This is a genomic window from Aeromicrobium sp. SP1, from assembly GCF_055663785.1.
This window is the reverse complement of sequence record NZ_JBQVVK010000001.1, coordinates 2,469,162-2,481,460: the sequence shown is the minus strand read 5'-3', so window position 1 is coordinate 2,481,460 and position 12,299 is coordinate 2,469,162. Positions and strand designations below refer to the sequence as shown.

13 protein-coding genes are annotated in these 12,299 nt (G+C 71.2%); 11 read left to right on the top strand and 2 right to left on the bottom strand.

Translation table 11 applies throughout. The features are described from left to right. The 8 genes from ACT26F_RS12255 to ACT26F_RS12220 are packed head-to-tail and all read left to right on the top strand — an operon-like array spanning window position 1 to window position 7,655. Window positions 1-1,203 carry a cytochrome P450 gene (locus ACT26F_RS12255; RefSeq protein WP_471670826.1) on the top strand — a complete coding sequence of 401 codons (1,203 nt, stop codon included), beginning with the start codon at window positions 1-3 and terminating at the stop codon, window positions 1,201-1,203. Window positions 1,204-1,238: 35 nt separating this feature from the next. After that, on the top strand, window positions 1,239-1,427 hold the full coding sequence (locus tag ACT26F_RS12250; protein ID WP_471670825.1) for a ferredoxin: 189 nt from the start codon (window positions 1,239-1,241) through the stop codon (window positions 1,425-1,427). Continuing rightward, window positions 1,427-2,650 (top strand): NAD(P)/FAD-dependent oxidoreductase, encoded by a 1,224-nt coding sequence (locus ACT26F_RS12245; protein WP_471670824.1) that lies wholly within the window; start codon window positions 1,427-1,429, stop codon window positions 2,648-2,650. Before ACT26F_RS12250 ends, ACT26F_RS12245 begins: the two co-directional genes overlap by 1 nt. A 15-nt stretch (window positions 2,651-2,665) precedes the next feature. Further along, window positions 2,666-4,051 carry a glutamine synthetase family protein gene (locus ACT26F_RS12240; protein WP_471670823.1) on the top strand — a complete coding sequence of 462 codons (1,386 nt, stop codon included), beginning with the start codon at window positions 2,666-2,668 and terminating at the stop codon, window positions 4,049-4,051. Beyond that, window positions 4,048-4,770 carry a substrate-binding periplasmic protein gene (locus ACT26F_RS12235; RefSeq protein WP_471670822.1) on the top strand — a complete coding sequence of 241 codons (723 nt, stop codon included), beginning with the start codon at window positions 4,048-4,050 and terminating at the stop codon, window positions 4,768-4,770. Before ACT26F_RS12240 ends, ACT26F_RS12235 begins: the two co-directional genes overlap by 4 nt. A 1-nt stretch (window position 4,771) precedes the next feature. Then, window positions 4,772-5,482 carry a gamma-glutamyl-gamma-aminobutyrate hydrolase family protein gene (locus ACT26F_RS12230; protein WP_471670821.1) on the top strand — a complete coding sequence of 237 codons (711 nt, stop codon included), beginning with the start codon at window positions 4,772-4,774 and terminating at the stop codon, window positions 5,480-5,482. Next, on the top strand, window positions 5,479-6,282 hold the full coding sequence (locus ACT26F_RS12225; RefSeq protein ID WP_471670820.1) for a gamma-glutamyl-gamma-aminobutyrate hydrolase family protein: 804 nt from the start codon (window positions 5,479-5,481) through the stop codon (window positions 6,280-6,282). Before ACT26F_RS12230 ends, ACT26F_RS12225 begins: the two co-directional genes overlap by 4 nt. Before the next feature lie 29 nt (window positions 6,283-6,311). Further along, entirely contained in the window at window positions 6,312-7,655 is a 1,344-nt protein-coding gene (locus ACT26F_RS12220) for an NAD-dependent succinate-semialdehyde dehydrogenase (RefSeq protein ID WP_471670819.1), read from the top strand. Window positions 7,656-7,680: 25 nt separating this feature from the next. On the opposite strand, the gene ACT26F_RS12215 is transcribed toward ACT26F_RS12220, so the two are convergent. Both ACT26F_RS12215 and ACT26F_RS12210 read right to left on the bottom strand, forming a co-directional pair. Beyond that, window positions 7,681-8,349: a cache domain-containing protein gene (locus ACT26F_RS12215; protein WP_471670818.1), complete on the bottom strand. Its 669-nt coding sequence runs from the start codon at window positions 8,347-8,349 to the stop codon at window positions 7,681-7,683. Further along, a complete protein-coding gene (locus tag ACT26F_RS12210; RefSeq protein WP_471670817.1) occupies window positions 8,346-9,095 on the bottom strand; it encodes a FadR/GntR family transcriptional regulator in 750 nt (249 codons plus the stop codon). Before ACT26F_RS12210 ends, ACT26F_RS12215 begins: the two co-directional genes overlap by 4 nt. A gap of 105 nt (window positions 9,096-9,200) precedes the next feature. On the opposite strand from ACT26F_RS12210, the gene ACT26F_RS12205 reads away from it, so the two are divergent. From ACT26F_RS12205 to ACT26F_RS12195, 3 genes are read left to right on the top strand one after another with little or no spacing between them, the layout of a single operon-like run. Then, a complete protein-coding gene (locus ACT26F_RS12205; protein ID WP_471670816.1) occupies window positions 9,201-10,205 on the top strand; it encodes an ABC transporter ATP-binding protein in 1,005 nt (334 codons plus the stop codon). Window positions 10,206-10,249: 44 nt separating this feature from the next. Continuing rightward, complete coding sequence (locus tag ACT26F_RS12200; RefSeq protein ID WP_471670815.1) at window positions 10,250-11,425, top strand: extracellular solute-binding protein; 1,176 nt, start codon at window positions 10,250-10,252, stop codon at window positions 11,423-11,425. Beyond that, on the top strand, window positions 11,426-12,295 hold the full coding sequence (locus ACT26F_RS12195) for an ABC transporter permease (protein ID WP_471670814.1): 870 nt from the start codon (window positions 11,426-11,428) through the stop codon (window positions 12,293-12,295). It begins immediately after the preceding gene. The last annotated feature ends 4 nt before the right edge of the window (window positions 12,296-12,299 follow it).

Below are 12,299 nucleotides of genomic sequence, written 5' to 3'. Positions count from 1 at the left end.
ATGCAGGCCCCCGGTTCGACCACGGTTCCCGCTCTCGACGTCAACGATCCGAGCTTCGCGATCACCGGCCCCGCCGTGCACGCCGCGCGGGAGGAGAGCTGGTACGCGACGACCCCCTACGGCATCGCCGTGCTGCGCTACGAGCAGGTCAGCCGACTGCTGAAGCACCCCAAGCTGCGCCAGGGCAGCGTCGCGTGGCCCGCGCACCACGGCGTCACGGAGGGTCCCTTCGCGCAGTGGTGGGCCAGCTGGATCCTCAACAAGGAGGGCGAGGAGCACCACCGCCTGCGCCGGCTCATGAACCCCGCCTTCTCGCCGAAGCTCATCGGCAGCCTCGTACCCCGGTTCCAGGCCCTCGCGACCGAGCTCATCGACGACTTCGCCGAGTCGGACCAGTGCGAGTTCGTGAGCGAGTTCGCCGAGCCGTACGCCGCCCGCGTCATCGCGATCATGCTCGGCATCCCCGAGGAGGAGTGGCCGATCATCGCCCGCGAGTCGGTGACGATCGGCCTGGCGCTGGGCGTCACGATCCGCGAGGACCTGCCGCAGATCGAGCAGGCGCTGGCCAACCTCTACGCGTACTGCGACGAGCTGATCGCCGACCGCCGGGCGAACCCGAAGGACGACTTCGTCACGGCACTCGTGAACGCCGCGCACGGCGACGAGGCCCGACTGAGCGACACGGAGCTGCGCGACGCGATGGTGCTGCTGATCTTCGGCGGCTTCGACACCACCCGCAACCAGCTGGGACTCGCGATGCAGACCTTCGCCGAGCACCCCGACCAGTGGGTCCTGCTCGCCGAGCGGCCCGACCTCGGCCGCGCTGCCGTCGAGGAGGTCATGCGCGTCAACCCGACCGTCCGCTGGGTCACCCGCGAGGTGCTGGAGGACTTCGAGTACGAGGGCCTCGAGCTCACGGCCGGGACGACCGTCCACCTCTACACCGAGTCCGCCGGCACCGACCCGCGCGTCTTCGAGCCCGGTTTCGACCTCACCGCCGAGCGCAAGCCGCACTACGGCTTCGGCGGCGGCGCCCACCACTGCCTGGGCCACTTCGTCGCCCGCTCCGACATGAGCGAGGCGCTCCCGCTGCTGGCACGCAAGATGCGCGACCTGCGCCTCCTGCCCGGCTCGCAGTGGCTGCCCGACTCGGGCAACACCGGGCCGATGCGCCTGCCCATCGGCTTCACGCCCGGCGCCTGATCCGTCCCTTTCCCCACCACACCGAGGAGTCACCCATGAAGGTCACGGTCGACATGACCCTGTGCGAGGACCACGGCCAGTGCGCCATTGCCGCCCCGGAGGTCTTCCGCATCAACGACGAGGGCCACCTCGAGTACGAGGGCGATCCGTCCGACGAGCTCCTGGACTTCGTCGAGGAGGCCGCCGACGTGTGCCCCGTCCAGGCCATCCTGATCGCGGACTGATGAGCACCGCTGCCCGGGTCGTCGTCGTCGGAGCCTCCCTCGCGGGACTGCGCGCGGCCGAACAGGTGCGCGCCGCGGGGCATGCCGGACCGCTCACCGTGATCGGCGCCGAGGCCCACCTCCCGTACAACCGGCCGCCGCTGTCGAAGGACGTGCTGGCCGGCGCCGATCCGGCCACGGCGCTCGAACTGGCCGAGCGGCTCGCGTTCCGGCGGCGGGCCAGCACGGCCGACGTCGAGTTCCTGCTCGGCGACGCCGCGACGGCCGCGGACCTGTCCGCCGGCACGGTCACGACGCAGTCCGGCTCGACCGTGGACTGGGACGGACTCGTCGTCGCGACCGGTCTGCGCCCGCGGCGGCTCGACGTCCCCGGCCCGGCCGCGGGACGGCACGTGCTGCGCACCGTCGACGACTGCCACGGACTGCGCTCCGAGCTGAGCGGCTCGCGCCGCGTCGTGGTCGTGGGCGCCGGGTTCATCGGCTGCGAGGCCGCGGCCACCCTCACGAAGCTCGGCCACCGGGTCACGGTCGTCGAGCCCGTCGGCCGGCCCATGGAGCGCGTCCTCGGCACCGAGCTCGCGACCGCGATCCAGCGCCACCACGAGGCGCGCGGCATCGCGTTCCGGCTCGGCACCGGCATCGTCGGCTACCTCGGCGGCGATCGCGTCGCCGGCGTCCGGCTCGGCACCGGCGAGGAGGTCCCCGCGGACGTCGTGGTGGAGGCCGTCGGCTCGATCTGCAACACCGAGTGGCTCGCCGGCAACGGCCTGGACCTGTCCGACGGCGTCCTCGCCGACGACCGGCTCGCCGCGATCGGCGCCGACCGGGTCGTCGCCGTGGGTGACCTCGCCCGCTTCCCCAACCGGCTGTTCGACGACGTGCCCCGCCGGGTCGAGCACTGGTCCATCCCGACCGACACCGCCAAGCGGGCCGCGGCGACGCTCACCGCGCGACTGCGCGGCGAGGCGCCCGACGACGTCCCGTTCGCACCGATCCCCTCGTTCTGGAGCGACCAGTTCGACCTGCGCCTGCAGAGCTACGGCTCTCCCGCCCTGGCCGACGAGGCGTGCGTCGAGGAGGGCGACCTCGCCACCCTCGAGGCCGGCGTCCTCGTCACGTACCGCCGCGAGGGCCACCTCGTCGGCAACCTCGCCGTCAACCTGACCCCCGCCCGCCAGCGCGAGCTGCGCGAGCAGTTCACCGCACTCGTCCCGACCGCCTGATCCCGGAGGAATCCCATGAGCACGACCGCCCTCGACGAGCATCGTCATCTCAACGCCGCCAGTCCCGACCTCACGGCGGCGCTCGAGACCATCCGGGACCGAGGCGTCAAGTACGTCTACTTCCAGTCCGTCACGATCACCGGTCGCGTCGTCGGCAAGGTCATGCCGGCCCGGCACTTCGAGCGCGCCGCGGTCAAGGGCGTGCAGCAGCACCGCACGGCCGTCGCCAACCTGCAGACGACCCGCGAGGGCGTGCTGCTCGGCGGTGGCGTGAACGCCGCGGAGTACACGGCCATCCCCGACCTCGACACGTTCGCGGTGCTGCCGTGGGACACGTCGTTCGCGCGGGTGTTCTGCCGCCTCTACGAGCCCGACCACCTGCCCGAGGGCGCGGGCGAGGCGTACGTCTGCGACAGCCGCGGCCTGCTGCGACGCACCCATGAGCAGTTCACGGCCCGCACCGGCCTGGAGATGCGCACGGGCTGCGAGCCGGAGATGACGTGGAAGGGCGAGGGCCTCGAGGGGAAGTTCCGTCCCGACTCGAGCCCGGCGTACCACATCGAGCACCTCGAGCGGAACCGTCCGATCGTCTCCAAGGTCATCGACTACGCCCAGGCGCTCGGCCTCGACATGATCGAGGGCGACTACGAGGACGAGTACCAGGTCGAGCTGAACTTCATGTACGACAAGGCCGACCTGACGGCCGACCGGCTCGTCACGTACCGCCAGGTCTGCAAGCAGGTCGCCCGCGAGCTGGGCATCGAGGCGAGCTTCATGCCCAAGCCCGCGACCGGGATGATGGGCAACGGCTGCCACCACAACTTCAGCCTGTGGCGCGACGGTGAGAACGTCCTGGCCGAGCCCGGTCGCGACGAGCTGCACCTGACGGACGAGGGCAAGTACGCCCTCGGCGGCCTGCTCACCCACTCGGCCGGCCTGATGCTCATCAACGGCTCGACCGTGAACTCCTACAAGCGCTACTGGGACGCCGGCCAGTTCGCGCCCTCGCGGATCAACTGGGGCCTGGACAACAAGACGTGCACAGTGCGCCTGTCGACCGTCGGCCGGCTCGAGTACAAGCTGCCCGACGCCGCGGTCAACCCGTACCTGTCGCACGCGGCGATGCTCGTCGCGTGCGAGGACGGGCTCAAGAACTCGATCGACCCGGGCGAGCCCACCGTGGGCTCCTCGTACGACTCGCCCGACGACGGCCGGTTCGGCCGGCTGCCGCTGACGCTCGGCGACGCGATCACCGCGTTCGAGGCCGACACCGTCGTCACGAGCGCGCTCGGCGACGAGCTGTCGAAGTTGCTGATCGACTTCCACGCCGACGAGTGGGCGCGCTTCTGCGGCTACGTCACGGACTGGGAGCACTCGACCTACTGGGAGGACGCACCGTGACCGAGACCCTGCGACTGGCGTGCCTGGACGCCGACGCCCCGCCCCTGTTCGGCCTGTACGACCCGGCCACCGGCCGGCGAGACGGGTACGAGCCCGCCGTCGCCGCGCTGATCGGCGCCGAGCTCGGCCGACCCGTGGAATGGGTCTGCGTGCCGTGGGTCGAGATGATCCCGTCGGCGCAGTCCGGTGTCGCCGATGCCGTGCTGTGCGGTCAGGGCATCACCGCGTCGCGGCTCGAGCAGGTCGACTTCACCCGGCCCTACGGCGTCTTCCACGAGGGCGTCCTCGTCCGACGCGGCGCGGGCATCACCGGGCCGCACGACCTCGTCGGTCGCAAGGTCGCCGCGATCGAGGGCAGCACCAACATGGCGCTGGCCATGACGTTCATCGGTGCGATCCCCGTCGCCTTCGGGTCCGACGGGTCCGACGACGTGTACGCCGACATGCTCGCGGCGCTCGAGGGCGGGACGGTGGACGCGGTCATCGACGACGACGTCGTGTTCGTGCCGCTCGGCGAGAGCGATCCGCGCTTCGAGCTGGCCTTCACGGAGCGGACCGGCAACCGCTGGGGCATCGGCGTCTCGAAGGAGCGCGGCGACCTGCTCGCCGAGCTCGACGGGGCGCTCGCGCGGGTGATCGCCGACGGTCGCCACCGCGAGGTCTGGCGGCAGTGGCTGCCGACGCTCGAGTACCCGTTCGACGACTCCGTGGAGGACTGAGGTGCGTCCCCTCGTCGCCGTGATCGGCCAGCGGTGCGCCACCGTGCCGATCCTGCGGTTCAGCGCGACGCTCGCGGCCGAGGCGATCTGCGAGGCGGTGTACGCCGCGGGTGGCGAGCCGGCGATCCTGCACGGCCCGGCCGCCGATCCGGCCGCGGGACTCACCGAGCGGCTCGAGCGCTTCGACGCCGTCCTCATGCCGGGCGGCGCCGACCTCGGTCCCGATCGCTACGGCCAGGTCCCCGCGGCCGAGACGACGGGCGTCGTCGCGTTCCAGGACGACCTGGACCTGGCCACGGCCCGGTCGGTCGTGTCCGCCGACCTGCCGACCCTCGCGATCTGCCGCGGCATGCAGGTGCTCAACGTCGCGCTCGGGGGCACCCTGCACCAGCACCTCGTCGACGGTGCGGTGCGCCACCACGACGCGATCCACGACGTCGACGTCCGGGACGGCTCGCGGCTGCGCGACGTCGTGGGCTCGGCCCGGATCGACGTGTCGTCCTACCACCACCAGGGACTCGACCGGATCGCCGACGACCTCGTCGTCACGGCGACGGCGGCCGACGGCGTCGTCGAGGCGGTCGAGCACCGCACCGCCGACGTGCTCGCCGTGCAGTGGCATCCCGAGGACCGGCACGCGACCTCCTCGACCGACGCCGCCCTGTTCGCCGACCTCGTCGAGCGCGCCCACAAGCGGGCGGTGGCGCGATGAGCACCGTCGTCCACCTCGATGAGGTCCTGCCCACCCTTGCCGCGCCGGCGGAGCCGGTCGCCCACGTCGGCGTCCTCGTGTCGCTGAACTTCCCCGACCTCACGGACGAGACGGCCGAGCTGGTGCGCCGCTTCACCCGCGTGACGCTGGCGACGCTCGTCGAGGTCGGTGCGTCGTTCGAGCTGTTCGACACCTCGACACCCCTGGCCGATCCCGCGGGCATCGCCCGGTGCGACGGACTGCTGCTGCTGGGCGGCGGGGACATCGACGCCTCGTGCTACGGCGGACCGGCCGACGTGGAGGTCCCGCACTCGTACGGGGTCGACGCCCGGGCCGACCGCGACGCCTTCGCCACGATCGAGGCCGCCGAGGACGCCGGCCTGCCGGTGTTCGGCATCTGCCGCGGCTCGCAGCTCATCAACGTCCACCGCGGCGGCACGATCATCCCCGACATCGAGGACTTCGCCCTGCACCGGGGCGGACCGGGGGAGCCCATGTTCCTGGACGAGTCGATCGACGTCCTGCCCGGCACGCGACTGCGGTCGCTGCTCGGCACGGACACGGTCGTCGGCCGGTCCGGGCACCACCAGGCGGTGGCGCTCGTGGGCTCCGGTCTCGTCCCGGCCGCTCGCGCCCTCGACGGTACGGTCGAAGGAGTGGAGGACCCCGATCGCTGGACCCTCGGCGTGCAGTGGCATCCCGAGGACGACGACGGCCCCGCCGAGGACCGCCTGAACCTGTTCCGCGGCTTCGTCGACGCGTGCGTCGCGGCCCGCGAAGCCGCCCCCACCCCAGCCTGAAACCACCCACCCCCGAAGGAAGGCCCACCATGACCGAGTACGCCGTCCACGATCCCCGCACCGGCGAGCTGGTGCAGAGCTACCCGACCGCGACCGACGCCGACATCACCGCAGCCCTCGACCTGGCGTCGGCGGCGTCCCGGTCGTGGGGCAAGACGAGCACCGTGCAGGAGCGGGTCGCGCTCATCACGCGGGTCGCCGAGCTGCACGAGGAGCGCGCCGACGAGCTGGCCGACATCATCGTCCGCGAGATGGGCAAGCCGCACGACGAGGCGAAGGGCGAGGTCGAGTTCAGCGCCCTGATCTACCGCTACTACGCCGACAACGCCGAGGCCTTCCTCGCCGACGAGCCCGTCGAGCTGCTCGACGGCACCGGCGACGCCGTGATCCGACGCCGGCCCGTCGGCGTGCTGCTCGGCATCATGCCGTGGAACTTCCCGTACTACCAGGTCGCCCGGTTCGCCGGCCCGAACCTCGTCGTGGGCAACACGATCGTGCTCAAGCACGCTCCCCAGTGCCCCGAGTCGGCCGCCGCGATGGCGTCGATCTTCCTCGAGGCGGGCTTCCCCGAGGGTGCCTACGTGAACGTCTACGCGACCAACGACCAGGTCGCCGACATGATCGCCTCGCCGATCGTGCAGGGCGTGTCACTGACCGGGTCGGAGCGCGCTGGCGCGGCCGTCGCGGAGATCGCCGGCCGCAACCTCAAGAAGGTCGTGCTCGAGCTCGGCGGGTCCGACCCGTTCATCGTGCTCGGCTCCGACGACCTCGACGCCACCGTCACGGCCGCCGCCGAGGCGCGCCTGGGCAACACGGGCCAGGCCTGCAACGCGGGCAAGCGCTTCATCGTGCTCGACGAGCTCTACGAGGACTTCGTCAAGGCGTTCTCCGCGAAGCTCTCCGAGCTCGCTCCGAGCTCGCCGCTGTCGTCCGTCGCCGCGGCCGACCGCCTCGCGGCGCAGGTCGAGTCCGCCGTGCAGGGCGGCGCCGAGCTGCACTCGACCGGTGAGCGCGAGGGTGCCTTCTTCCCGACGGGCCTGCTGACGGGCGTGACCGAGGACAACCCGGCGTTCCGCGAGGAGCTGTTCGGACCGGTCGCGATGGTCTTCAGGGCCGGCTCGGAGGACGAGGCGGTCGCGCTCGCGAACGACACGGCCTACGGCCTCGGCTCGTACGTCTTCACGCCGGACGCCGAGCAGGCCCGCCGCGTCGCCGACCAGCTCGACGTCGGCATGGTCTTCGTCAACGGCGTGAACGCCGACGGCGTCGAGCTGCCCTTCGGCGGCGTCAAGCGCTCCGGCTTCGGCCGCGAGCTCGGCCGCTACGGCATGGACGAGTTCGTCAACAAGAAGCTCATCCGCACGATCGCCTGAGCCCTCCTGTCCCGCTGAGGGCAACTCAGCGGGACAGGACGTGCAGGGGCACCCCGGGGCACGGCGTCGTGGTCGTGAACTCCGCGTCGTCGACGAGACGGCCGCCGAAGACCTCCGGCTCATCGGACAGGACGACCCGGCCGTGGCCGTTGACGAGGGTGCAGCCGGAGTCGCGGAACACGGGACCGAACACCGACTCGAGCGTCTCGGCGAGGGTGTCCGCGCCGAACACGCCGACCATCTCGCCGCCGACGACGACCGGGACGGTCGTCGTCATGACGTACTCGTCGGTGCACACGTAGTCGACGTACGGCCCGGTCAGGTGCGGGGCGCCGGTCGCGCGCGGGACGCGGAACCACTCCTGGCGCGTGTAGTCGGTGACCTGCACCGTGACGACGGGATCGCCGAGCTGCTCCTTCTGCTCGCCCTGCCACCAGGCGAGGAAGTGGGTCTCGTCGAGCAGCGCGCCCGGCGAGGCGACGAACCCGGCGCCGACGAGCGTCGGATCGGCGAGGATCTCCAGGGCCAGCGGCTGCGCGGTGCGGCGGACCTCGTCCGACCGGAGCGGGCCCGAGGCGAACAGCGCCGCCATCTGATCCGCCTGCGTCACGAGGCGGGCGACGAGGTCGGCCCAGTGCCGGGCGACGGCCTCGGCGCAGCGCGGCGCGGCGTCGGTGCTGACGGACTGGTTCACGGCGTGCTCCCGAGGTGACGATGGATCCGGGCGATCGCGGCGCTCGCGCGCCGCACGTGGATGCGGGTGAGGTTGCGGGCGCGGTCGCGGTCGTGCGCCTCGATCGCGTCGACGAGTGCGAACTGGTCACCGCGGGCGAGCGCGCGCAGCTCGGCGTCGGCGTAGGCCAGCCGCAGCACGGGACCGAAGTCGGCCTCGGCGTGCATCGCCTCACGGGAGAGCCGGGCCGACTGGGTCAGGGCGGCCACGGACAGGTGGAACTCGATGTCGGTGTGCCGCCACGCTCCGAGGCCGGCATCGGACGGCTCGTCGACGAGGAGCGCGCGCAGGCTGGCCGCCTCGGACCCGTCGGCCCGTTCGGCGGCGAGCTCCGCGCAGCCGACCGTCACGACCTCGTAGAGGTCGACCCGGTCGGCGAGGTCGACGCGGGTCATCGCCGCGAGCCGGGCCTCGACCCCCGTCCCGTCCGCGGGGCGCTGCACGAAGCTGCCGCCGCCGCGACCACGCACCGTGACGACGAGCCCGCGCTCGCGCAGCGTGTTGAGGGCCTCGCGCGCCGTGACGGTGGCGACGCCGAAGCGGGCGGCGAGCTCGGGCTCGCTGGGCAGGCGCTCGCCGTCGGACAGCAGTCCTGAGCGGATCGCGGCGTCGAGTCGCTCCTCGACGAGTGCCGTCCGGCTCAGGTCGCCCAGGGGCGCGAAGACCGAGGACGTCGCGCGGGACGAACTGCGGCGGATGCTCGCCACGGTCACCTCCGTCCCTCGCCGGCACTCATCGGAAAAAGCAACACGATCGTCACGCGAACTGCTGGATTTTTAATATCTGAAGCCATATCTTTTCATGTCATGAGTATGACCGCCATCACATTGAGCGGCCTGACCAAGCACTTCGGCGAGGTCCGGGCCGTCGACGGCGTCGACCTCACGATCGCCGACGGGGAGTTCTTCTCGATGCTCGGGCCCTCGGGCTCGGGCAAGACCACCGTCCTGCGCCTCATCGCAGGGTTCGAGCAGCCGACGTCCGGCACGGTCGAGCTGGCCGGCGACGACGTCACGGGCCTCCCGCCGGCGGGCCGCGACGTCAACACCGTCTTCCAGGACTACGCGCTCTTCCCGCACATGACGGTGCTCGAGAACGTCGCCTACGGCCTGCGCGTGCGCAAGGTCGCGCGGGCCGAGCGGCTCCAGCGGGCCCGCGAGGCGCTCGCGACGGTGCGACTCGAGGGCTACGGCGACCGGCGGCCGGCGCAGCTGTCCGGCGGCCAGCGCCAGCGGGTCGCGCTCGCCCGCTCGATCGTCGTGCGGCCGAAGGTGCTGCTGCTGGACGAACCGCTCGGCGCGCTCGACCTCAAGCTGCGCGAGCAGATGCAGGTCGAGCTCAAGCAGCTTCAGCGCGATCTGGGCATCACGTTCGTCTTCGTGACGCACGACCAGGAGGAGGCGCTGACCCTCAGCGACCGGATCGCCGTGTTCAGCGAGGGCCGGATCGTGCAGCTGGGCACCCCGCGCGAGATCTACGAGAACCCCGCCACCGCCTACGTGGCCTCCTTCGTCGGCACCACCAACCTGCTCGACGACGATGCCTCCCGGCGACTGCTCGGCCGCGCCGGCACGCACGCGCTGCGTCCCGAGAAGATCACGATCCACGAGGTCGAGCCTGCCCCGGCCGACGGCATCGTCACCGCGAAGGGCGTCGTGCGCGAGTCCATCTACCTGGGCACGGGCGATCGCGTGCACCTCGAGCTCGACGACGGCTCCCCGCTCGTCGTCCTCGAGCAGAGCTCGGGCACGACCGAGGAGCGCGGCGATCGCGTCGTCGTGAGCTTCGCGGCGGCCGACGCCATCGCCGTCACCTGACCAGCCACCCCTTCACCCACCTCCACACCCCCCAGGGAGTCACGATGAAACGCATCACCCGCACGAGGTCGGCGCTCGCCGCCCTCGCCACCTGCACGCTCGTCGCGCTCGCCGCCTGTGGCGGTGGGGACGACTCGAACGACTCGGCCACCAAGGCGGTCACGAAGCTCGGCGAGAACGAGGGCCAGGTGTCGATCCTCGCGTGGCCCGGCTACGTCGAGGACGGCACCAACGATCCCGAGGTCGACTGGGTCAGCGACTTCGAGAAGGACACCGGCTGCGAGGTCACGACGAAGGTCTACGGCACGTCCGACGAGGCGCTCAACCTCGCCAAGACCGGCGACTACGACGTCATCGCCGCCTCCGGCGACCTCTCGCTGAGGCTCATCGCGTCGGGCCAGGCCGCCGCGGTCAACACCGACCTCGTGCCGAACTACGCCGGCATCTTCGACTTCCTCAAGGACACCGAGTGGAACTCGGTGGACGGGGTCAACTACGGCATCCCGCACGGGTACGGCGCCAACCTGCTGATGTACAACACGGACGTCGTGAAGCCCGAGCCCACCTCGTGGCGCGCCGTGTTCACCGACGCGTCGCAGTACAAGGGCAAGGTCTCGGCGTACGACTCGCCGATCTACATCGCCGATGCCGCGCTGTACCTCATGAAGCACAACCCCGACCTGGGGATCACGAACCCCTACGCGCTCGACGAGGACCAGCTGGCCAAGGCGGTCGACCTGCTCAAGATCCAGCGCGAGAGCATCGGCGAGTACTGGTCGGACTACCTCAAGCTGATCTCCGCGTTCGAGACCGGCGACACCGTCATCAGCACGTCGTGGCAGATCATCGTCAACAGCATCGGCAAGGACAACGTCAAGGCGATCCTGCCGGAGGAGGGCGCCACGGCCTGGAACGACACGTGGATGCTGTCCTCGTCTTCGAAGAACGTGAACTGCGCGTACGCGTGGTTCAACCACATCACCGACCCGAAGACGAACGCCACGGCGACGGAGTACTTCGGCGAGGCGCCCAACAGCGAGGCGGCGTGCGCCGAGACGACCGACCCGAACCACTGCGCGACGTACCACGCGGGTGACGAGGAGTACGCCAAGCAGCTGTGGTTCTGGCGCACCCCGACGTCGGAGTGCCTCGACGGCCGCGACGTGGAGTGCACGGACTACGCCGCGTGGACGAAGGCCTGGACGGAGATCAAGGGCTAGATGTCCGCTGCAACCGCGATCAGCGCCGGGCTGAGCCGCAGGCCACGCCTGCGGCTCGGCCTGCTGCTGGCCGCGCCCCTGGCGTGGCTCGTCCTGATCTACATCGTCGCGCTCGCGGCGCTGCTGGTCACCGCGCTGTGGACGGTGGACAGCTTCACCGGCGACATCGACCGGACGCTCACGCTCGACAACTTCAAGGAGATCGCGACCGAGCCGCTGTACCGCACGGTCACCCTCCGCACGCTCGGCGTCGCCGCGGCGGTCACGGTGATCGACGTCGCGCTCGCCGTCCCGATCGCCTTCTTCATGGCCAAGGTCGCGTCGCCGCGCCTGCGCTACGCCCTGGTCATCGCCGTCCTGATGCCGCTGTGGGCCAGCTACCTCGTGAAGGCGTTCGCGTGGCGCTCGGTGCTGTCCGACGGCGGCCTGTTCGAATGGGTGCTCCAGCCGCTCGGCATCGAGTCGCCCGGCTACGGACTGTTCGCGATCGTCATCACGCAGGCGTACATCTGGCTGCCGTACGTGATCCTGCCGATCTTCGCCGGCTTCGAGCGGGTGCCGGACTCGATGATGGAGGCCGCCGGCGACCTCGGCGCCTCGAACGGTCAGGCCCTGCGGCACGTCGTGTGGCCGCTGCTGCTGCCGGCGGTCGTCGCGGGCTCGATCTTCAGCTTCTCGCTGACCCTGGGCGACTACATCACCGTCAACATCGTCGGCGGCGCCAACCAGATGCTCGGCAACCTGGTCTTCACGAACGCCGGCGCGGCCAACAACCTGCCGCTGGCCGCCGCGATCGCCCTGATCCCCATCGTCATCATGCTCGGCTACCTGGGCTTGGCCCGGCGCCTGGGCGCCCTCGAGAACCTGTAGGACG